The 20,165-nt window shown below is 67.3% G+C and carries 18 protein-coding genes; 11 read left to right on the top strand and 7 right to left on the bottom strand.

Annotation, left to right across the window (positions count from 1 at the left end; genetic code table 11):
- Positions 1–270 precede the first annotated feature (270 nt).
- Entirely contained in the window at positions 271–1,338 is a 1,068-nt protein-coding gene (locus GGR47_RS03580; protein WP_244304932.1) for a hypothetical protein, read from the top strand.
- Here the strand turns inward: GGR47_RS03580 and GGR47_RS03575 are convergent.
- From GGR47_RS03575 to GGR47_RS03550, 6 genes are all read right to left on the bottom strand, one after another.
- The gene (locus GGR47_RS03575) at positions 1,288–1,935 is read right to left on the bottom strand and encodes a response regulator transcription factor (RefSeq protein WP_017978006.1); all 648 of its coding nucleotides are present in this window, start codon (positions 1,933–1,935) and stop codon (positions 1,288–1,290) included. The two genes, GGR47_RS03580 and GGR47_RS03575, sit on opposite strands and share 51 nt — an antisense overlap.
- A 10-nt stretch (positions 1,936–1,945) precedes the next feature.
- Positions 1,946–3,346, bottom strand: coding sequence for a sensor histidine kinase (locus GGR47_RS03570; RefSeq protein ID WP_147034946.1), 1,401 nt, complete (start codon positions 3,344–3,346; stop codon positions 1,946–1,948).
- Positions 3,347–3,596: 250 nt separating this feature from the next.
- Positions 3,597–4,016 carry a DUF6691 family protein gene (locus tag GGR47_RS03565; protein WP_147034909.1) on the bottom strand — a complete coding sequence of 140 codons (420 nt, stop codon included), beginning with the start codon at positions 4,014–4,016 and terminating at the stop codon, positions 3,597–3,599.
- Positions 4,013–4,420, bottom strand: a complete 408-nt coding sequence (locus GGR47_RS03560; protein WP_147034910.1) for a YeeE/YedE family protein — start codon at positions 4,418–4,420, stop codon at positions 4,013–4,015. The genes GGR47_RS03565 and GGR47_RS03560 overlap by 4 nt, the downstream gene beginning before the upstream one ends.
- Positions 4,421–4,430: 10 nt before the next feature.
- Positions 4,431–5,693, bottom strand: coding sequence for an OmpP1/FadL family transporter (locus GGR47_RS03555; RefSeq protein WP_244304933.1), 1,263 nt, complete (start codon positions 5,691–5,693; stop codon positions 4,431–4,433).
- A 386-nt stretch (positions 5,694–6,079) separates the two neighbouring features.
- Positions 6,080–7,495, bottom strand: a complete 1,416-nt coding sequence (locus GGR47_RS03550; protein ID WP_147034911.1) for an aldehyde dehydrogenase family protein — start codon at positions 7,493–7,495, stop codon at positions 6,080–6,082.
- Positions 7,496–7,697: 202 nt separating this feature from the next.
- Between GGR47_RS03550 and GGR47_RS03545 the strand changes: the two genes are divergently transcribed.
- The 4 genes from GGR47_RS03545 to GGR47_RS03530 are packed head-to-tail and all read left to right on the top strand — an operon-like array spanning position 7,698 to position 13,211.
- Positions 7,698–9,998, top strand: coding sequence for a TonB-dependent receptor (locus tag GGR47_RS03545; protein WP_147034912.1), 2,301 nt, complete (start codon positions 7,698–7,700; stop codon positions 9,996–9,998).
- Positions 9,998–11,227 (top strand): cytochrome P450, encoded by a 1,230-nt coding sequence (locus tag GGR47_RS03540; protein WP_147034913.1) that lies wholly within the window; start codon positions 9,998–10,000, stop codon positions 11,225–11,227. Before GGR47_RS03545 ends, GGR47_RS03540 begins: the two co-directional genes overlap by 1 nt.
- A 20-nt stretch (positions 11,228–11,247) precedes the next feature.
- Positions 11,248–12,096: a helix-turn-helix domain-containing protein gene (locus GGR47_RS03535; protein ID WP_244304934.1), complete on the top strand. Its 849-nt coding sequence runs from the start codon at positions 11,248–11,250 to the stop codon at positions 12,094–12,096.
- 8 nt (positions 12,097–12,104) lie between these two features.
- Positions 12,105–13,211 (top strand): NAD(P)-dependent alcohol dehydrogenase, encoded by a 1,107-nt coding sequence (locus tag GGR47_RS03530; protein ID WP_147034915.1) that lies wholly within the window; start codon positions 12,105–12,107, stop codon positions 13,209–13,211.
- A gap of 150 nt (positions 13,212–13,361) precedes the next feature.
- Here GGR47_RS03530 and GGR47_RS03525 read toward each other — a convergent pair whose 3' ends face one another.
- Complete coding sequence (locus tag GGR47_RS03525) at positions 13,362–14,879, bottom strand: acyl-CoA synthetase (RefSeq protein ID WP_147034916.1); 1,518 nt, start codon at positions 14,877–14,879, stop codon at positions 13,362–13,364.
- 178 nt (positions 14,880–15,057) lie between these two features.
- Here GGR47_RS03525 and GGR47_RS03520 point away from each other — a divergent pair, with 178 nt between their 5' ends.
- From GGR47_RS03520 to GGR47_RS03495, 6 genes are read left to right on the top strand one after another with little or no spacing between them, the layout of a single operon-like run.
- On the top strand, positions 15,058–16,182 hold the full coding sequence (locus GGR47_RS03520) for an acyl-CoA dehydrogenase family protein (RefSeq protein ID WP_167509684.1): 1,125 nt from the start codon (positions 15,058–15,060) through the stop codon (positions 16,180–16,182).
- Positions 16,183–16,222: 40 nt separating this feature from the next.
- On the top strand, positions 16,223–16,984 hold the full coding sequence (locus GGR47_RS03515) for an SDR family NAD(P)-dependent oxidoreductase (protein ID WP_147034918.1): 762 nt from the start codon (positions 16,223–16,225) through the stop codon (positions 16,982–16,984).
- Positions 16,981–18,165 (top strand): acyl-CoA dehydrogenase family protein, encoded by a 1,185-nt coding sequence (locus GGR47_RS03510; protein ID WP_147034919.1) that lies wholly within the window; start codon positions 16,981–16,983, stop codon positions 18,163–18,165. Before GGR47_RS03515 ends, GGR47_RS03510 begins: the two co-directional genes overlap by 4 nt.
- Entirely contained in the window at positions 18,162–18,317 is a 156-nt protein-coding gene (locus tag GGR47_RS03505; protein ID WP_167509682.1) for a hypothetical protein, read from the top strand. Before GGR47_RS03510 ends, GGR47_RS03505 begins: the two co-directional genes overlap by 4 nt.
- On the top strand, positions 18,314–19,384 hold the full coding sequence (locus tag GGR47_RS03500) for a phosphotransferase (RefSeq protein WP_147034920.1): 1,071 nt from the start codon (positions 18,314–18,316) through the stop codon (positions 19,382–19,384). Before GGR47_RS03505 ends, GGR47_RS03500 begins: the two co-directional genes overlap by 4 nt.
- Positions 19,381–20,163, top strand: coding sequence for an enoyl-CoA hydratase/isomerase family protein (locus tag GGR47_RS03495; protein ID WP_147034921.1), 783 nt, complete (start codon positions 19,381–19,383; stop codon positions 20,161–20,163). Before GGR47_RS03500 ends, GGR47_RS03495 begins: the two co-directional genes overlap by 4 nt.
- The last annotated feature ends 2 nt before the right edge of the window (positions 20,164–20,165 follow it).

Genomic DNA, 20,165 nt, shown 5'->3' with positions numbered 1-20,165 from the left:
ACCGCGTCCGTGACGACCGCCGCAGATCTTCGGGTTTCGTTTCGATCGGCAGTGCCGCTCGCACCTGGGGGAGGTGCGAGCGACGACCGCCGGGATTCAGGACGGAAGTGGCTGTCGTCCTGATCGGCCAGCCATCGTGGCCACGCCGGGCACCACGCGGGGGGCTTTGGGGCAAGCCCGGCGATCCCGGAACCGATCCGGCAGGATGGAGCCCGGCCGCCTGCGACGGTCGGCACGGGCATCCACCCTGAGGGCGGGCATCAGCCGGCCGTGCCGATCGTCGGTTTTCCCTTTCACCGCCCGATGCAAAACTGTGTCCGGCATGACGCACCTCCTGCCGCTATCGCTACGACTGCCAGGGCCTTCCGAACATTCGCGCGATTACGGATCACCCCGCGGCATGCGATCCGTATTGTTTCGGAATTGCTGGACAGGCCGCTCCGGCAGCAGGGTGCGCCCGGGGGCGGACGCTGGCGCGTCCCGCTCATGAACCGCCTATGCGAGGAGCGTCGCATCATGTCCGTCGAAGCATCGCCGGTCTATCTGACGATCCAGTGGAAGGACCTGCCCGCGTCCATCCGGATCACGGACCACGCGGACGGCGCGATACGGTCCGGTCGATTGCACGATGGCAGCCTGAACGCGGTGTCGCGATTGCCTGTCACGATCCCCGCGACCACGGACGACGGCCGGATCGTCAGCCTCTCCATTGCGTCCGACGAAGACCGTTCGTTCGACATCGTCACCCAGACCGAGGCCGTGCATCGTTCGCGCAACCTCGTCTCGCTGGCCATCGCGCTGGCCCGCCTGTCGCTGGCCCCTCTGGGCGCCAATCCCGTCGTGGCGGCCTTTATCGATAGCCTGCGCAGCCTGGATGCCGTCGCGCGCATCGGATGCGAGGTCACCGGCGATTATTGCTCGATCCAGCAGGTAACGGCGCAAGTTACCGCCAGGTTCGACGATCCACAGCGCCCCCGCGTCGCGCAATCCGGATCGTCCGTCGCGCTGGCGGCGCGCTGGGCGAACCTGATCGCGATCGTCCTTCACGAACTCTGTGCGAACGCCATTCGGCATGGCGCCCTGACCAGCCCGTTGGGGCGGGTCGATATCCGCTGGGCGCTGGTCCGCAGCGAGGCGGGGGATGCCGCCCTGCATCTGACATGGCGGGAAATCGATGGCCCTCCCGTCTCGATGCCGGCGAAAACGGGGTTCGGCTCGCGCCTCCTGCGCGATCTCATCGCGTCCAACCGCCGGTGCGAGGCCATCATGCGCCTGCCGCCGAGCGGGCTAGTGTACAGCCTGAGCATCAAGCTGATGCGCGACGAGTGGCGCGAGTGATCCCACGCCCAACCGATCGAGTTCGACGCCAAGGCGGATCAGCTCTGCGGTGCTGCCCGCACCCGTCTTTTCAAGCAGATGCACGCGATAGGTTTCGACCGTCCGCGGACTGATGCCAAGGGCGCGCGCCGCCTCCTTGCTCGTCGCACCTTGGCTGATCAGGTGCAGCACCTGCCGTTCGCGTGGTGACAAGGCGTCCAGCCGTTGCCGGGCGGCCATCCGGTCGCGCAGCAGCGATTTGGCGCCCGCCACCGCCTTGCCAATCACCGACGCCTCGAACGGCTTTTCGATGAAATCGAACGCCCCGGCCTTCAGCGCGTCGACGGCGAGCGGGATATCGGCATGGCCCGCAATGACGATGACGGGGTCCGGCCGGTCGAGCGGCGGCAGCGCACGCACCAGCGCGAGGCCGGACGACCCGGGCATGATGACGTCGCAGATGATGACGCCGATCGGCAGGGAATCCAGTGCATCGAGGAACAGGTCGGCGCTGCCGAACGATCGTGCCGGCACCCCGGACGTCGCGAGCAGCAGCGATAACGAGCGGCACATCTCTGGCTCATCGTCGATGATGTAGATCGGCAACTCGTTCTGCATGATGGGTCCCCTATGCATCCCGGCGTGGTAGTGAGAGCAGGAATCGTGCGCCGCCCAACGTCGACTCATTGTCGCACCAGATGCGGCCCCCATGCGCCTCCACGATGCTGCGGCAGATGGTGAGGCCGATCCCTACCCCTTCGGCTTTCGTTGACTGGAATGGTGCGAACAGATCGCGATCCTCCTTGAGCGGCACGCCCGGGCCACTGTCCTCGACGGCAATGGTCAGCGTGTCCGGATGCTCGCTCCAGCTGCGCAGTCCGATGGAGGGCGACGGGCGATTCTCGACGGCCTCTGCCGCATTGACCAGAAGGTTCAACAGCACCTGCTGGATCTGCACCGCGTCGACCAGTATTTCCGCAGGCCCCCGGTCGATGCAGGCTTCGAACTGCGCGCCCGATTCCTTCACGGCCAAATGCGCCAGCCTGACGACGTCTTCCATCAGCGCGTGAACGTCCAGCCATTGCAACGTCGGCGGCCGCCGGGCGACGAATTCGCGCAGCTTGCGCAGCACCGCCGCCGTGCGAAACACCTGCCGCAGCGCGTCGCCAAGCGCCTCGTTCGCAGGCGCGACCTGGGGCGTCTGGCCGGCGAGCAGCGCTTGCGCGACGCCCAGATAATTGGCGATCGCGCCCAAAGGCTGGTTGAGCTCGTGCGCGATCGACGATCCCAATTGGCCCAGCGATGTGGCTCGCGCGATCCGGTAGAGTCCGCGCTGCGTTTCGGCGAGTTGCTCGGCGGCCTTGATCGCCTCGCTTTCGTCGCGAAGGTACAGCATGCTGTAGGCGCGTCCGGCGAGGGGGATGGGCTTCGATAGAACCCGCACGTGCAGCGTTCGTCCGTCCGCGGTGATCGACCGATGCGGCGCTGCGGCATTGCGCGACGACGGCGGCACGAACAGGTCGAGCGGCAATCCGGCGAACGCGCGACGGTCTATGCCGAACAGTTCGGCGGTCGCGTCGTTCACGGCGGCGATCCGATCGGCAGGATCGACCACCAGCATCGCCGCGGGCGAATCGTCGAACATGATCTGCAATGTCTGTTCGCGTCGCCGCGCATGGGCCGCGGCCCGCTGTTCCCGGCGCCGTGCGCGCTGCATCAATTCGCCGGTGATCGACAGGGCCGCCCCAAATGCGGTCACGATGACGAGGTTGCGGTCCGTGACCAGCGGGCTCGACGGACTGGCGAACAGCGTCGTCCCGGTGAGCGTCACCCCCGTCGCGACGAGGCCGGACACCAAGCCTTCGTTCAGCGACGCATATAGAATGGCCCCCAGGCAGAACAGGAACGGCAGTTCCACGCCCGCAAATACCCGCGCGGCCCAGGTTACCAGAATGGCGGCAGCGGCGGCGGAGATGGAGGACGCTGACAGCGGGGCCGCGGGCGGGGGGCGACGATCCTCATCGATCATGGCCCAGAATCGTTGCATTCGTTTGCCCCAGGTCCGACCCGGTACTAACTCATTGCGAAATGGAGAACAATGTGCGGCGCCGATCACGCTGCCAGCTGCCATCCCAAAATGGGGCAAGACGCCAAACGACCCGGCAACGACAGCCTGCTGCGGCGAGCATCTCCGCCGCGGTGCAACAGCGTGAATTGCGCCGCCAGGTATAGGCCGTCGGATCAGCGCCCGTGGTGCGGAGGCTTAGCCCGGGCGTCGCCTATCGCCGCGCACCGATCCAGCGCGACAGCGCGAGCCCGCCACCCATTGCGACAAGCAGCAGCACGACCGGCTGCGGCGCGGCGACGAGATTGACGAAGGCGGGCCCCGGACAAATCCCAGTAAGCCCCCAGCCGATGCCGAAGATCGTCGCCCCGATCACCAGCTGCGCGTCGATCCGTCGCACATCCTGCCCCCCGCCCCCATCGTTACCTTCGCGCCGACGCGCATAGGCGAAGAAGGGTGCCGCGGTCGCGATCGCGCCGATCATGACGAGGGCGAGGCTGGGGTTCCAGTCTCCCGTCACGTCCAGAAACGCACGGATGCGCGCCGGGTCGGTCATGCCCGATATCACTAGGCCGATGCCGAACAGCAGGCCGCAGGCAAAGGCGGTGAGGACAATTGGATGACGCCGGGTCATTTCGTCACCAGCACGGTCAGGACCGCGCTGAGCATGAACACCGGCACCGCCACCAGCGACCGCGGCGACAGGCGGGCGATCCCGCAGACGCCGTGCCCGCTGGTGCAGCCGCCGCCGAACCCCGCCCCGAACCCGACGAGCAGGCCGCCGCCGATCAGCAGCGGCAGGCCCATCGCGTCGATCGCCGCTGCCCCGCGCATCGCACCCAGCGCCGTCGCGCCCACGCCTGCCATGACGAGTCCCGCCAGAAAGGCGAGCCGCCACCACCGATCGGGGCCGGTGACGGCCTGTCGATAGATGCCGCTGATGCCCGCGATCCGCCCGGTCATGATCCGGAACCCGCCGGCCGCCGCCCCTATGACCACACCGCCCGCCAACGGCATCAGCGTGTCCGCCAGGCTCATGCCACCTCCTTCAAAAGCGCTTGCCGAACGACAGTCCGATCGACGTCTCACCTAAATGGATATCGGCCTCGCCGCCACCGAAAGACGCGGGGATCGAACCGCGACCCTCGACCCGCCGTTTCGGGACATGCATCGCGAAACCGGTGATCTCGACGCCCGAGCGCGTCGTATAGGTCGCGCCGAGCGTGACATGGTCCTGCACGACGCCGGGCGCGAGGATGTTGAGGAACGTCTGCGATGGCGGCACGGGATTGTCCGAATGGCCATAGCCCGCGCGCAGCTGCCAGCGCGGGCTGGCGGTGACGCTGGCGCCGACCTTGACGACATTGACGTCGCGCCAGCCGAAGCCGGGGCCACCCGCCGCCCCGAACGGCACGCCGCGGAACAGGGGGGCGAGCGGATTGCCCACCGCGCCCACCCCGGAATAGTCGATCCGCTTGTAATCCGCCGCGATCGTCAGCGCGGGCACCGGCTTGACCGCGAGTCCCGCGCCGTAAGACGCGGGGATGTCGAAGCCGCCACGATCCGCGAACAGTCCGGCATAACGATTGAACCGTCCAGTCGCGATCTTCGACTGGTAGAAGGCGCCGACGCTCAACCAGTCGGTAATCTGCCCCAGATAGCCGACGCGCACGCCGACGCCCGCGGACCAGCTAGTGCCACGGTCGGTGAAGTGCTGCGGATCGGCGGAGGCGGCGGCGAAGGGCTGCAGGCCGTTCGCGCGAAAGCTCTGCACCGCGATCACCGGCGAAATGCCGATGCCGTGACCGGGCGCGATCCGCGCCGACAGGGTCGGCGACACGAACAGCTGCTGCAGATTGACCCCGGCCCGGCCGGTCGCACCGAAGCGGGCGAAGGGATTGGCCTTGTAGTTCGTGTTCATCCCGCCATTGCCGCTGATGGCGATGCCGACCGCAAACCTGTCCGACAGCGGCCGCACATAGCCGATCTCGGGTAGCACGAACGGATTGCTGCCATTGCCGCCGAACCGCGCGTCGGGGCCCGCCGCATTACCCCTGATGCCTGCGCCGCGATCGGGGACGAAGACCTCCACGCCGCCGTCCAGGCGATGCCCGATGAAGGTCCCCGCCGCCGGATTGGACACGATCGAAAGCGCGTCCTGCGGCAAGGCGATGGCGACGCCGCCCATACCCTTGGCTTTGGCGCCAACGCCGTTGAGGAAATAGCCATCGGTCGCCAAGGCCGGTGTCGCGGCCAGCAATGCCACGGCAGCGCTTGCCGTGCCGACCTTTACGAATTTGCGTCCCCACATGCGCGCCACTCCCTTTTTCCTACCGCTTCGGTAGGCGATAAATGGGAGTCGCTGAGGGCGGCAAGATATCTTGGCTTTACCACCAAAAATGCATCGTATCCGACGTATTCAGGGTCACTGATCAGGAATATCATCTCGGACGCGGACTACACAGCGACCGCGCCGACAATTATCGCCGATGCTCTGTTGTGATAAATTGCCAGCAGTATCTGTGCTTTACACGCGAAGTCCAAGTTACAACTGGGCCCACACGACTCAGAAACTGACGACGTCGGAACAGCTGGACGCCCGTCGCGGAAGCACAACCGCTTCGCGACGGGCGACCATCCGAATACGCCCCTACAACACCCACAAAACGCCGTGGCCGTCAGGATCGCGCAATCACATCACCGCCGCCGCGTGATCGTCTGCGTATTGGTATATTCCGCCAGGCCTTCGAGGCCGCCTTCCACGCCCAGGCCGGATTGCTTCATGCCGCCAAACGCGGCGAACGGCGTCAGATGCTGTACCTCGTTGACCCAGACGGTGCCGCTCGCGATCCGTTCGGCGACCGCATATGCGGCGTCCTCGTCTGCGCCCCAGACCGAGGCGCCCAGACCATATTCGCTGGCGTTGGCGCGGGCGATCACGTCCTCGACATCGTCGAAGCGGATCAGCGGCAGCACCGGGCCGAACTGCTCTTCCTGCACGATGCGGCTGTCTTCGGGAGGATTGTCGATGATCGTCACCGGGATGAAATACCCCGGCGTGTCCGAAGCGTCGCCGCCGATCAGGAACGTGTAGCCCTTGTCCTTGGCGTCCGCGATCAGGCTCAGCACGCGCTCATATTGCAGACGGTTGTTGATCGGGCCGATCTGCGTGCCCTGTTCCGACCCATCGCCCACCTTCACCGTCTTGGCATAGGCGACCAGCGCCGCCTTCAGCGGCTCGTACACGGCCTCGTGTACGTACATCCGCTTCGTCGCGATGCAGATCTGGCCGTTGTTGGTGAAGGCCGCCCAGAACAGCTTTTCCGCGATCGCCGCGACGTCGGCATCGGGCATCACGATCGCCGGATCGTTGCCGCCCAGTTCCAGCGTCACGCGCTTCAGCGTCGCCGACGCGCTCTGCATGACCCGGCGCCCGGTCGCGGTCGATCCGGTGAAGCTCACCTTGTCGATGCCGGGATGCTCGGTCAGCCACGGTCCCAGCCGATCGCCGCCGGTCACGACGTTGAGCACGCCGGCGGGCAGGATGGTCGCGGCCAGCTCGCCGAATTTCAGCGTGGTCAGCGGCGTGAACGGCGACGGCTTCAGCACCATCGTATTGCCCGCGAGCAGCGCCGGCCCAACCTTGAACATCGCGAGGATCATCGGGAAATTCCACGGAGCGATGGCGCCCACCACGCCGATCGGCACATGCCGCGTCTCGCTGTAACGTTCGGCGGTATCCTCGTTGACCGTCACCGGCAGGTCGAGCGTCGCCGCGCCCTTCAGCCACATGCCCGCGCCGCCGACCTCGCCCTGGGCATCGGCGTGGGGCTTGCCCTGCTCAAGCGTCAGCAGGCGCTTGAATGCGTCGAGATTGGCGAGGATCGCATCACCCAGCGCGTCGATCACCCGGCGGCGTTCCGCGATCGGTGTCGCCGCCCAGCCGGGGAAGGCATCGCGCGCCGCCTTGACCGCCGCATCCAGATCCTCGCGCGATGCCTCCGGGGCCTGTGCGATCACCGCTTCGGTGGCCGGATTGACGACGTCGAACGTGGCCGAGCCGGGCACCGACCGGCCGCCGATGGTCATGGTGTAGGGACCGTCGAAATCCATCTCGCTCTCCTGTGCGGTGGCTCCGCGGCAAGCGGGCAACACCTTGTGCCATCGACGTAGCAGATCGGTGCCGCCGTGCAGCGGTGCGCGCAAGAAATGTGAAAAAGCGAAACAAGGCCATGCAAAGCGCCGGACGAAGGGCTGCGCTACACAACAGCATGGAAGAGGCCACCCGAGAGCCTCCCATCACAAGGAGAGGACCATGATGTCCAGGTTCGCCACGGCCCTGCTCGCCGGCGCCGCATTGACATATCCTGCGATGGCGCAGGCCCAGACGCAGCCTCAATCCACGAACGGCACCGATGCGGCCACGACGCCGCCGGCCGCCCCCGCTGCGGATGATCAGCAACAGCCCGCCGCCACCCCGGACCAGGGCGGCGACATCGTCGTCACCGCGCAGCGCCGCGAACAATCCGTCCTCGCCGTGCCGATCGCAATCTCGGCGATCGGCGGCAACACGCTGACGACGAAGGGCATCACCAATTCGGCGAACCTCGCCGCCGCGGTGCCCAACCTGCAGGTCAGCAGCCCTTATGGCTCGACCCAGCCCAATTTCTCGCTGCGCGGGATCAGTGTTGCCAACGAATACAATTCGAATCAGGCGTCGCCGATCGGCGTGTATGTCGACGATGTGTACCTTGCCAGCCGCACCGCGCACGGCATGGGCCTGTTCGATCTCGAACGCGTCGAGGTGCTGCGCGGCCCGCAGGGCACGCTGTTCGGCCGCAACACCACCGGCGGCGCGATCAACTTCATCACCAAGGGGCCGACGCTCAGCGGCAACGAAGGCTATGTCGAAGGCGGCTACGGCAACTTCAACACCTATACCGCGCAGGCGGCGATCGAGACGACGATGGTCGAAGACCAGCTCGGCCTGCGCATCGCCGGCAATTATGCCAAGGGCGATGGCCAGATCCAGAACGTCTTCCCGGGCGGCCGCGACGGCAATTCGCAGGACACGCTGCAAGGCCGCGCGACCCTGCGCATCCGCCCGGGCGCCGGCCCGCTCGATATCAAGCTGAAGGTCTATGGCGGGCGCGACCGCGGCGCGCAGGCGGCGATCCACGGCCTGCTGCCCTATCGCACGGGCCTCGGCTTCTTCCAGACCAACGAAAACCGCATGGGGCTGAACCGCACCGAAGCCTATGGCGCATCGGCGACGATCGCCTACGAAGTCTCGCCCAAGCTGACCTTCACCTCGATCACCTCACGCGACGGCGGCAAGCAGAACCTGCAACAGGCGGCGGACGGCTCGCCGCTCGACGTGCTCGACATCAACTGGCGCTCGTCCTTCCAGCAGTTCAGCGAGGAAGCGCGCTTCAACTATAGCGCAGACAAGCTGAAGCTGGTCGCCGGCGGCTTCTACGGCTGGGATCAGGTCACCACCGACAATACGTTCAACATCGGCCAGGCACTCGGGCCGAACGTCAACGGCGGCTTCTTCCAGCATTACCGCCAGGTGCGGCGCAGCTACGCCGTGTTCGCCCAGGGCGATTACGACCTCACCAGCCGCCTCGTGCTGACGCTGGGCGCGCGATACACCTGGGATCGCAGCCAGTATCGCGACGGCTATGCCTATCTGTTCGCCGGCAACATCGGCGGCACCCAGACGCCGTTGGCGACGACGGTGCCCTGCCCCGGCGTACCCGGCACCTGCGCCTACAATCCGGCGGCGCGCTTTGCGCTCGACGGCCGGAACAACGCGCTCACCGGCCGCGTCTCGCTCAGCTACACGTTCGACGGCGGCACGCTGGTCTATGCCAGCTACAATCGCGGCTATCGCTCGGGCGCGTTCAACGGCGGCGGCTACACCTCGTCGGCGGGCATCAACTATATCGCGCCCGAACGCGTCAATGCCTATGAGGTCGGGCTGAAGGGCCGCTATTTCGACAATGCGCTGACGCTGACCGCCGCCGCCTTCTACTACGATTATGCCAACCAGCAGGTGCAGGACACGCGGCCTGGTCCGGTATCTTTCCTGGTCAATGCGCCCAAGGCCGAAGTCTATGGCGCGGAGGGCGAGGCGCGGCTGCGCGTATCGCCGGCGATCGTGCTGACGGCTGCCGCGGGCTACCTCCATTCGACGTACAAGCAGCTGACGCTCCAGAACACGGTGCTCAACGGCAACGACCTGCCGTTCGCACCGCGCTTCACCGCACAGGGTGGCGTCGACCTGACCGTGTTCAAGAACGGCACCAACGGCCTCACCGTGTCGCCCAGCGTCGCCTATTTCTCGCGCCAGTATTTCTCGCCGTTCAACGCGATCAATGCGGTCGGCACCGGGCAGCGCAACAGCGAATTGCAACAGGGCGGCTATGCCAAGGTCAATCTGACCGCCGCACTGACCACGGGTCGCTTCACGATCAAGGCGTTCGCCAACAACCTCTTCAACGCGCGCGTCTATGCCTATGGCCTCGATCTGCGCGGGGCGGGCTTCCCCTACAACTTCCTCGTTCCCGCAACGCCGCGCACCTACGGCGGCTCGATCCGGGTGGCGTTCTGATGGCGACGCTGCTCGCCGCCGACCTGAAGGACCCCGGCCTGTACGAAGCCGGGGTGCCATGGGACCTGTTCGCGCACCTGCGGCGCGAAGACCCGGTGCATTGGACCCCCGAAAGCGACGGTGCGGGCTTCTGGTCGGTCATGCGCCATGCCGACATTGTCGAGGTGTCACGCCAGCCGCAGCTGTTCTCGTCGGCCTATGAGAATGGCGGCCATCGCATCTTCAACGAAAACGAGGTCGGGCTGACCGGCGCCGGCGAGTCGGCGATCGGCATCCCCTTCATCTCGCGCGATCCGCCGATCCACACCCGCTACCGCAAGTTCGTCATGCCGGCGCTGTCCCCCGCCCGGCTCGGCGATATCGAAACGCGCATCCGGACGCGGGTCGCACAGCTGGTCGCGGACATCCCGCTCGGCGAGACGATCAATCTGGTGCCGGCCCTCGCCGCACCGCTGCCGCTGATGACGCTGGCCGAACTGCTCGGCGTGTCGATCGACCTGTGGCCCAAGCTGTACGACTGGACCAATGCCTTCGTCGGCGAGGACGATCCCGAATTCCGCCAGAGCCCGGAAGCGATGGGCGCGACGCTGGGCGAATTCTTCGCCTTCGGCCAGGAGCTGTTCGAGGCGCGCCGCGCCGAACCGACCGGTGACATCGCCTCGCTGCTCGCCAATGCCGAGATCGACGGCGTGCCGGTGCCGTTCCGCGATTTCATCGGCAATCTCATCTTGGTGCTGGTCGGCGGCAACGAAACGACGCGCAACTCGCTCAGCCACAGCGTCGCCGCCTTTTCGGCCAACCCGGACCAGTGGGATGCGATCCGCGCCGACCGCGACGTGCTGAAGACCGCCGCGCCGGAGATGGTCCGCTATGCCAGCCCCGTCATGCACATGCGCCGAACGGCGATGGAGGACACCATCGTCGGCGGTCAGGCCATCGCGAAGGGCGACAAGGTCGTGCTGTGGTACATCTCCGCCAATCGCGACGAAAGCGCCTTCCCCGATGCCGATCGCTTCGACGTTCGTCGCAAGGGTGCGCAGCATGTCGGCTTCGGGGCCGGCCAGCACGTCTGCGTCGGATCGCGCCTCGCCGAAATGCAGCTGCGCATCGCGTTCGACACGCTCGCCGATCGTGTTACATCGTTCGACGTGCAAGCGCCGCCGCGTCGGTTCCGGTCGAACTTCATCAACGGCCTGAAGAACCTCGACGTCGTTCTGCGGGCTGCGTGATGGAGAGGGACGCGACGGGCATGCCCAGCAACGAAACGATCATCGCCAAGACACTGGGCCGCGCGCCCGATCGCAGCGTCAACATCGGCGCGTGGCAATTCGCCCGCTGGCGGCAATTCATCGGCAGCTATGAACTGCCGGCGCTGGTCGATCCCGTCTTCGTCGTCCATGTCGGCGGCAAGCCCGACACCCGCCTGTGGGAAGCGGATCAGTGGAGCAAGTCGCGCTCGATTCCCGGCTGCGCGACGATCGTGCCCGCTGGGGTCAGCACGGGCTGGCGGATCGACGGCGAACTCGACGTCGTCACCGTCTCGGTGCCGGTCGACGAGCTGCAACGGCAGAGCGCGGTCGATCAGTTTCGCGCGATGCGCTTCGCCTTCGCCGACCCGCTCGGCATCGCGCTGACGCGGCAGATCCTGGGCGAATTATACGCCGCGCAGACCGAGGAACGCGCGAATTACATCGATACGCTGCTCGGCGCGCTGCGTGCGCACACGCTGCGCGGCACGACGCCGGTCGCCGACGCCGCCTTCCCCAGCACCGATTTCTCCGCCTATCGCATTCACCAGATCATGAACGACATTCTCGCCCATCCCGAAGGCGACCATACGCTGGAGGCGCTGGCGCAGCGCGCGGGCCTGACGCCGTCGCATTTCTGCCGCGTGTTCAAGAAATCGACCGGCACGACGCCCCATCAATATGTGATGAAGGCGCGTCTCGATCGCGCACAGGAATTGCTCGCCGCGTCCGACATGTCGATCGCCGCCATCGCCGACCGGCTGGGCTTCACCAGCCAGAGTCATTTCACGCGAGCCTTCCGCCAATATGCCGGCCAGACGCCCAGCGGCTGGCGCCATACCATCCAGTAGGGACACTCATGCAGACCATCGCCGCGGTTGCCCGCACACCCAAGGGCGCATTCTCGATCGAGGAGGTCACGGTCGAAGCACCGCGCGCCGGTGAGGTCCGCGTCAAGATCGCCGGGGTCGGCCTGTGCCACACCGATCTCGTCTTTCGCGACCAGTTCGCCCCCTACCCGCTGCCGGCCGTGCTCGGCCACGAGGGTGCAGGCGTGATCGAAGAGGTCGGCGAGGGAGTCGAGGGACTGGCGGTCGGCGACCGTGTCGTCCTCGGCTTTTCCAGCTGCGGCCATTGCGCGCGCTGCCAGGAGCATCTGCCCAGCTATTGCCGCGATTTTCCGCCGCTGAACTATGCCGGCATGCGGCTGGAGGACGGGTCGACCGCCTATTCCGCCAATGGCGAGTCGATCGCCTCGCACTTCTTCGGCCAGTCGAGCTTTGCCGCCCAGGCGATCGTCCGCGCGGGCAATGTCGTGAAGGTCGAGGACGCGGACGCACCGCTCGAAATCCTTGGGCCCCTTGGCTGCGGGTTCCAGACCGGCGCCGGCGGGGTGATGCGCTCGATGGCCTGTCCGGCGGGCAGCTCGATCGCGATCGTCGGCGGCGGGCCCGTCGGTCTCGCTGCGGTGATGGGCGCAAAAATCCAGGGCTGCACGACGATCGCGCTGGTCGAACCCGTTGAGGCACGCCGCCAGATCGCACTGGACCTCGGCGCGACCCACGTCATCGATCCCCATGCCGGTCCCGTCACCGAAGCGTTGCGCGGCATCATCGCCGATGGCTTCGACTTCGCCTTCGACACCAGCGGCCGGGTCGAGGCGATCGAGGCGGCGCTCGGCGCGCTCGCCTCCCGCGGCATGATCGGGCTGGTCGGCGTTCCCCCGAAGGCGGAGGATGCCGTCGCGATCAACATTGCCGCGATGATCACCTTCGGGCAGCGCGTCGTCGGGATCATGGAGGGCGACAGCGATCCGCAGACCTTCATTCCGCAGCTGATCGCGGCGCATCGCGACGGCCGCTTCCCGTTCGACCGGCTGGTCCAGACCTTCCCGCTCGCCCAGATCAACGACGCCATCGCGGCGCAGGCGCGTGGCGAGTGCATCAAGGTCGTGCTCATCCCCTGACCCTGCCATTCGATGTGGCGACCGTCGTCAGCGGCCATGCCGTCGATGCCGAGCGCCGGGTGGTGCAGAGCGTCGACGGCGCAGTGATCGGCGACGCCACACCGATGGCACGACGGCGCCGACAACGCGGACGACCGCCCGACGCCGCAGCTAGCGGCAATAGTGTTCGCGCAGCACGCGCTTCAGCAACTTGCCCGTCGGCTCGCGCGGCAGCTCCGCCTGGAACACCACGCGCTTGGGCGTCTTCACCCCGCCCAGCTCGCGCCGGGCAAAGCCGCGCAGCTCCTCCGCCAGCGCATCGTCCGCCCGCACGGTCGCGGCCGGCTGCACGATCGCCAGCACGCTCTCCCCCATCTCGTCGCACGGCACGCCGATCACCGCGACGTCGGCGACCGCCGGGTGCGTCACCAGCAGATTCTCAATTTCCTGCGGATAGACGTTCACCCCGCCCGAAATGATCATGAAGCTCTTGCGGTCGGACAGGAACAGATAGCCATCCTCATCGACATGCCCGATGTCGCCCAACGTCGCCCAGCCTGCATCATTGTGCGCCTCCGCCGTCTTCACCGGATCGTTGAGATATTCGAATCGCGGCCCGTCGCCGAAAAAGACGTTGCCCGTTTCCCCCGGCGGCAGCTCGACGCCCGCATCGTCGACGATATGGATATTGCCCAGCACCGCACGCCCGACCGACCCCGGCTTGCGCAGCCATTCCTCGCTCGACAAGGCGGTGATCCCGCAGCTTTCGGTGCCCGAATAATATTCGTGGACGATCGGCCCCAGCCATTCGATCATCGCGCGCTTGACCGGCACGGGGCATGGCGCCGCCGCATGCACCACGGCGCGCAACGACGATAAGTCATAGCGGCGGCGCACCGCCTCGGGCAGCTTTAGCATGCGCACGAAATGCGTCGGCACGAACGTCGCCTGCGTCACCCGATACCGCTCGATCAGGCGCAGCGCCTCCTCGGCATCGAACCGCTCCATGACGATCACGGTCCCGCCCAGTTGCTGCACAGCCATCGCCCAGCGTAGCGGCGCGGCGTGATAGAGTGGTGACGTCGACAGATAGATGCTGTCCGCACCCATGCCGTACAGGCCGCTGCCCATCCGCGTCAGCGGCGTGTCCGCGCCGATCGGCCCGGTTGGCAGCGCCCCCTTCACCCCCTTCGGCCGCCCGGTGGTTCCGGAGGAATAGAGCAGATCAGTCCCCGCGCTTTCATCCGGGATCGGGGTGGTCGGCCGCGCCGCCACCGCCGCGGACCAGTCCGCCAGCCCCTCGCGTGCGCCCGTCCAGCAATAGGCCGGCACATCCGGCGCCTCTGCCAAAGCCGCCAGCGCCAGTTCGGCATAAGCGGGCGAGACGACCAGCAGCTTCGCCCTGCAATCGCGCAGGATATAGGCGATGTCGCGCGCGCTCAGCTTGTTCGAGATCGCGGTCTGGTACAGCCCGGACCGCTGCGCCGCCCAGCCGAACACGAAGACCTCGGGCGCATTGGCGAACACGGTTGCGACGACATCGCCGCGGGTCAGGCCCAACGCCCGCAACTGCCACGCGCTGGCATTGGACTGCGCATCCAGCGCGGCGAAGCTGATCTGCTCGCCCGACGTCGCCAGCACGATCGCGGCCTTCTGCGGATGACGGACGGCATGGTCTGCCGGATGCATCGCACCTCTCCCTTATCGTTATGATCGGGTCGAACCACAGCGCAGCCTCGCCCGGCAATCGCAGCGCAAGAAATGTGAAAAGCGGCGCGAGTGCCGGGCAAAGCCCAAACGCCTCGCGTCCGCTATCCCGGCAGGCACGGCGACCCGACAACCGGGCGCGACGGGAGAGGCAGACGTGATCCTGACCGACGACCAGATCGCCATCCGCGACATGGTACGTGCCTTCGCGCAAGAGCGTCTTCGTCCGGCAAGCGCCGGTTTCGAAGCGGCGGGCGGCTATCCGCCCGACCTGTTCCGGCAGCTTGGCGACCTTGGCCTGATGGGCATGACCGCGCCTGCCGATGTCGGCGGGGCCGGCACCGATTACGTCTCGTACGCGCTCGCCCTGATCGAGCTTGCCGCGGCCGACGGCGCGCTGTCGACGATCGTGTCGATCCAGAATTCGATCATGGTTTCGGGCCTGCTCAAGGACGGCAGCGCGGCACAACAGGCACGCTGGCTGCCACGACTGGTATCCGGCGACGCGATCGGCGCCTTCGCGTTGACCGAGAGCGATGCGGGATCGGATGCCGCGGCGATCCGCACCACCGCAACGCGCATCGATGGCGGATGGCGGCTGAACGGCGCCAAGCAATTCATCACGTCGGGCAAGATCGCCGGGGTTGCGATGGTGATCGCCGTCACCGATCCCGGGGCGGGGCGCAAGGGGATGTCCGCCTTCCTCGTCCCCACCGACACGCCCGGCTATGTCGTCGACAAGGTCGAACACAAGCTCGGCCAGTCCGCCTCCGACACGTGCGCGCTGCGCTTCGTCGACTGCGACGTGCCCGCCGATGCGCTGCTGGGCGAAGAGGGCCGCGGCTATGCCATCGCGCTCGCCAATCTGGAGGCGGGACGGATCGGCATCGCCGCCCAGTCGGTCGGCATGGCGCAGGCCGCGCTCGACATCGCCGTCGCTTATGCGCGTGACCGTCGCAGCTTCGGCAAGCCGATCATCGACCATCAGGCGGTCGGCTTCCGCCTCGCCGACCTCGCCACGCAATTGGAAGCGGCGCGGCAGCTCGTACTGCACGCCGCCGCGCTGAAGGACGCGGGCGAGCCGGCGCTGACCGCCGCATCGATGGCGAAGCTGTTCGCGTCGGAGGCGGCCGAACGGATCGTATCCGGCGCGATCCAGACGCTCGGCGGCTACGGCTATCTCGAGGAATTCGGCCTCGCCCGCATCTATCGCGATGTCCGCGTCTGCCAGATCTACGAAGGCACATCGGACATTCAGCGCATGGTGATCGCCCGCGCGCTGTGACGGCGCCCTCCCAAACCCACCAATTCGGAGAGACGACAGGATGAATATCGATGGCATTGCGGCGATCGTGACGGGCGGGGCCTCCGGCCTTGGCGGCGGCACCGCCAAACGGCTTGCGGCTCAGGGCGCCAAGGTCACGATCTTCGATCTCAACGCCGATCTCGGCACGGCGCTAGCGCAGGAGATCGGCGGGCATTTCGTGCGCGTCGATGTCACCGACGAACAGGCGGTCGCCGATGCCATCGCGGAAGCGGAGGGCGTCAACGGCAAGGCGCGCATTCTGGTGAATTGCGCCGGCATCGGCCCGCCTGCGAAGGTGATCGACCGCGACGGCAACCCGCTGCCGCTCGCGTCCTTCTCGAAAATCGTGACGATCAATCTGATCGGCACGTTCAACGTCCTGTCGAAATTCGCCGCGGCACTCCACACCGCGGCGCCGATCGGCGAGGAGCGCGGCGTCGTCATCAACACCGCCTCCGTCGCTGCCTATGACGGTCAGATCGGGCAGGCTGCCTATGCCGCATCCAAGGGCGGCGTGGTCGGCATGACGCTGCCGATCGCGCGGGAACTGGCGCGCTATGGCATCCGCGTGATGACGATCGCGCCCGGCATCTTCTGGACGCCGCTGCTCGCGACGCTGCCGCAGGAGGCGCAGGACAGCCTGGGTGCGCAGGTGCCCTTCCCCAGCCGCCTCGGCCAGCCCGACGAATATGCGCAGCTGGTCGAATCGATCGTGACCAACCCGATGCTCAATGGCGAAACGATCCGCCTCGACGGCGCGATCCGGATGGCGCCGCGATGACCGCGCCCACCGAGCGGGCGCGTACCATCGGCGCGGCGGTGGAGGCCTTCGTCCGCGATGTCGTCGCGCCGTACGAAAGCGACCCGCGCCTTGACGCGCACGGGCCCAGCGACGCGCTGGTCGACGAATTGCGCGGCAAGGCGCGCGCGGCAGGCGTGCTCACCCCCCACATCCTGCCCGATGGCACGCATCTGACACAGCGCGAGACCGCCTATGTCCTGCGCCAGTCCGGCCTGTCCCCGCTCGGCCCGATTGCGGTCAACACCGCCGCGCCGGACGAGGGCAACATGTACCTGCTCGGCAAGGTCGGCAGCGACGATCAGAAGCGCCGCTTCCTCGATCCGCTGATGCGCGGCGACGCACGCTCGGCGTTCTTCATGACCGAACCCGCGGCAGACGGCGGCGCCGGCTCGGACCCGTCGATGATGCAGACCACTGCGACGCTCGACGGCAATCACTGGGTGGTCAACGGTCGCAAGGCGTTCATCACCGGTGCCGAGGGCGCGAAGGTCGGGATCGTCATGGCGAAGTCGGACGCCACCGACGGGACCGGGGGCGCCTGCATGTTTCTGGTCGACCTGCCCGACCCGGCGATCACCATCGAACGCGTGCTCGATACGATCGACAGCTCGATGCCCGGTGGCCATGCCGTGGTGCGGATCGACAATCTGCGCATTCCGGCCGACCAGATGCTGGGGCACAGCGGCGAAGGGTTCAAATATGCCCAGATCCGCCTCGCCCCGGCCCGGTTGTCGCACTGCATGCGCTGGCTCGGCGCGTGCGTCCGCGCGCATGAGATCGCGACCGACTACGCCAATCGCCGCCATGCCTTCGGCAAGGTGCTGATCGATCACGAAGGCGTCGGCTTCATGCTCGCCGAAAACCTCATCGATCTGAAACAGGCCGAATTGATGATCGACTGGTGCGCCGACGCGCTGGATGGCGGCGCGAACGGCGGTCCGGAAAGCTCGATGACCAAGGTCGCCGTGTCGGAAGCGCTGATGCGCGTCGCCGACCGCTGTGTGCAGGTGATGGGCGGCACCGGCGTCACCGGCGATACGATCGTCGAACAGGTGTTCCGCGAAATCCGTGCCTTCCGCATCTACGACGGCCCGACCGAAGTCCACAAATGGAGCCTCGCCAAGAAGATCAAGCGCGACTGGAAGGCGGCGCAGGCATGACGCACCGCTATATCCGGATCGCGCGCGCGGGCCGGCTGACGATCGCCCGCCTCGAAGCGTACACGGCGTTGAACGCCCTAACGCATGACGCACCGGACGCCGCGCCTGACGCCCGCGCCGCCAAACGCGCGTCCGTCTGGACGGCGCTATGACCGAAGCGCTCAGCCAGACCGCCAACGCGGGCACCACCGCCGTCCGGGACGCGCACCGTTTCGACGAGGCCGCGCTCGCCCGCTGGATGGCCGACCATGTCGATGGCTTTTCCGGGCCGCTGACCGTGGACCAGTTCAAGGGCGGGCAGTCCAACCCCACCTATCGCCTGACCACGCCCGGCGCCGCTTATGTGCTGCGCCGTAAACCGCCGGGGCCGCTGTTGAAGGGCGCACACGATGTGTTGCGCGAAGCGCGCGTGCTCACCGCGCTGGCGAATACCGACGTGCCGGTCGCGCCAGTCCAAGGCATCTGCGCCGACGACGGCGTCATCGGCACGCCGTTCTTCGTGATGGGGCTGGTCGAGGGACGGATCGTCTGGGACGCGACCTTCCCAGACGTGCCGCGGGAAGAGCGCGCCGCCTATTTCGACGCGATGAACGCGACGCTCGCTGCCCTGCACGGCGTCGATTACGCCGCCGTCGGCCTCGGTGATTACGGGCGGCCCGGCAATTACTTCGCGCGGCAGATCGCGCGCTGGTCGAAACAATATCAGGACGATGCCGATGCCGGCCGCGATTCGGACATGGACGCCTTGGTCGCGTGGTTGCCCGACAACATCCCCGCGGACGACGAGACACGGATCGTCCACGGCGATTTCCGCTGCGACAACATGATCTTCCACCCCACCGAACCGCGCATCCTCGCGGTACTCGACTGGGAGCTCTCCACACTCGGCCATCCGCTCGCCGATTTCGCCTATCATGCGATGATGTACCGGATGCCGCCCGACATCGTCGCCGGGCTGGCCGGCGCGGACATCGCCGCGCTCGGTATCCCCAGCGAGCGGGAGTACATCGCCGCCTACTGCGCGCGCACGGGCCGCACCGCCATTCCCCATTACGATTTTTACGTCGCCTTCAACGTCTTCCGCCTCGCTGCGATCTTCCACGGCATCAAGGGCCGGGTGATCCGCGGCACTGCCGCCTCCGCCCACGCCCGCGAGCGTGCCGCGGCCTTCCCCCGCCTCGCCCGTCTGGCCCGCGAGGCCATGGAGAGCTGCCGATGAGCACCGTCCTGCTGCGCCGCGACGGCGGCATCGCCCATCTGACGCTCAACCGGCCCGACGCCGGCAATGCGATCGACCCGGCGCTGGCCGCAGACCTCGCGAGTGCCGCGACCGACGTCGCCGCAGATCCTGCCGTCCGCTGCGTCCTGCTCACCGGCGCCGGCCGGCTGTTCTGCGCGGGCGGCGATGTCGGCGGCATGGCGACGGCGGGCGAGGATGCGCCGCGCTTCCTGCGCGACCTGGCCGATACGCTGCACGGCGCGGTCGTGACGATGGCGACGATGGCCAAGCCGCTGGTCGTCGCGGTCAACGGCCCCGCAGCCGGCGCCGGCCTCAGCCTCGCCTTGTTGGGGGATGTCGTGATCGCGTCGCGCTCGGCGCATTTCACCGCAGCCTATACCGGCATCGGCCTCAGCCCCGATGGCGGGATGAGTTGGCTGCTGCCCCGCCTCATCGGCCTGCGCCGTGCCCAGGCGATGATCCTGACCAATGCGCGCATCGGTGCAGACGAGGCGGAGCGGATCGGCCTTGTCACCCGCACCGTCGACGATGCCGATCTGGCGGACGAGGCGCTCCGCACCGCGCAGGCGCTGGTCGCCGCCCCGACCGCCGCGATCGGGGCCGCGCGACACCTGCTGCTCGAGGGCGCGACCGCCACGTTGCGCGATCACCTCGACGCAGAGGCCGCGACCATCGCCGCCGCCGGCGCGCATCCCGAATCCCGCGAAGGCGTCGCCGCCTTCCTCGCCCGCCGCAAGCCCATCTTTCCAGGAGCCTGATC

It is taken from the genome of Sphingomonas aquatilis (assembly GCF_014196115.1).
GTDB lineage: Bacteria > Pseudomonadota > Alphaproteobacteria > Sphingomonadales > Sphingomonadaceae > Sphingomonas > Sphingomonas aquatilis.
The sequence above is the reverse complement of the archived record's forward strand: the minus strand, read 5'-3'. Positions and strand labels throughout refer to the sequence as shown.

Bases quoted from the DNA above. Each gene is read 5' to 3' on its own strand.
- GGR47_RS03575 (WP_017978006.1), bottom strand. From the start codon at position 1,935: ATGCAGAACGAGTTGCCGATCTACATCATCGACGATGAGCCAGAGATG.
- GGR47_RS03570 (WP_147034946.1), bottom strand. From the start codon at position 3,346: ATGATCGATGAGGATCGTCGCCCCCCGCCCGCGGCCCCGCTGTCAGCG.
- GGR47_RS03565 (WP_147034909.1), bottom strand. From the start codon at position 4,016: ATGACCCGGCGTCATCCAATTGTCCTCACCGCCTTTGCCTGCGGCCTG.
- GGR47_RS03560 (WP_147034910.1), bottom strand. From the start codon at position 4,420: ATGAGCCTGGCGGACACGCTGATGCCGTTGGCGGGCGGTGTGGTCATA.
- GGR47_RS03555 (WP_244304933.1), bottom strand. From the start codon at position 5,693: ATGTGGGGACGCAAATTCGTAAAGGTCGGCACGGCAAGCGCTGCCGTG.
- GGR47_RS03550 (WP_147034911.1), bottom strand. From the start codon at position 7,495: ATGGATTTCGACGGTCCCTACACCATGACCATCGGCGGCCGGTCGGTG.
- GGR47_RS03545 (WP_147034912.1), top strand. From the start codon at position 7,698: ATGATGTCCAGGTTCGCCACGGCCCTGCTCGCCGGCGCCGCATTGACA.
- GGR47_RS03540 (WP_147034913.1), top strand. From the start codon at position 9,998: ATGGCGACGCTGCTCGCCGCCGACCTGAAGGACCCCGGCCTGTACGAA.
- GGR47_RS03535 (WP_244304934.1), top strand. From the start codon at position 11,248: ATGCCCAGCAACGAAACGATCATCGCCAAGACACTGGGCCGCGCGCCC.
- GGR47_RS03530 (WP_147034915.1), top strand. From the start codon at position 12,105: ATGCAGACCATCGCCGCGGTTGCCCGCACACCCAAGGGCGCATTCTCG.
- GGR47_RS03525 (WP_147034916.1), bottom strand. From the start codon at position 14,879: ATGCATCCGGCAGACCATGCCGTCCGTCATCCGCAGAAGGCCGCGATC.
- GGR47_RS03515 (WP_147034918.1), top strand. From the start codon at position 16,223: ATGAATATCGATGGCATTGCGGCGATCGTGACGGGCGGGGCCTCCGGC.
- GGR47_RS03510 (WP_147034919.1), top strand. From the start codon at position 16,981: ATGACCGCGCCCACCGAGCGGGCGCGTACCATCGGCGCGGCGGTGGAG.
- GGR47_RS03505 (WP_167509682.1), top strand. From the start codon at position 18,162: ATGACGCACCGCTATATCCGGATCGCGCGCGCGGGCCGGCTGACGATC.
- GGR47_RS03500 (WP_147034920.1), top strand. From the start codon at position 18,314: ATGACCGAAGCGCTCAGCCAGACCGCCAACGCGGGCACCACCGCCGTC.
- GGR47_RS03495 (WP_147034921.1), top strand. From the start codon at position 19,381: ATGAGCACCGTCCTGCTGCGCCGCGACGGCGGCATCGCCCATCTGACG.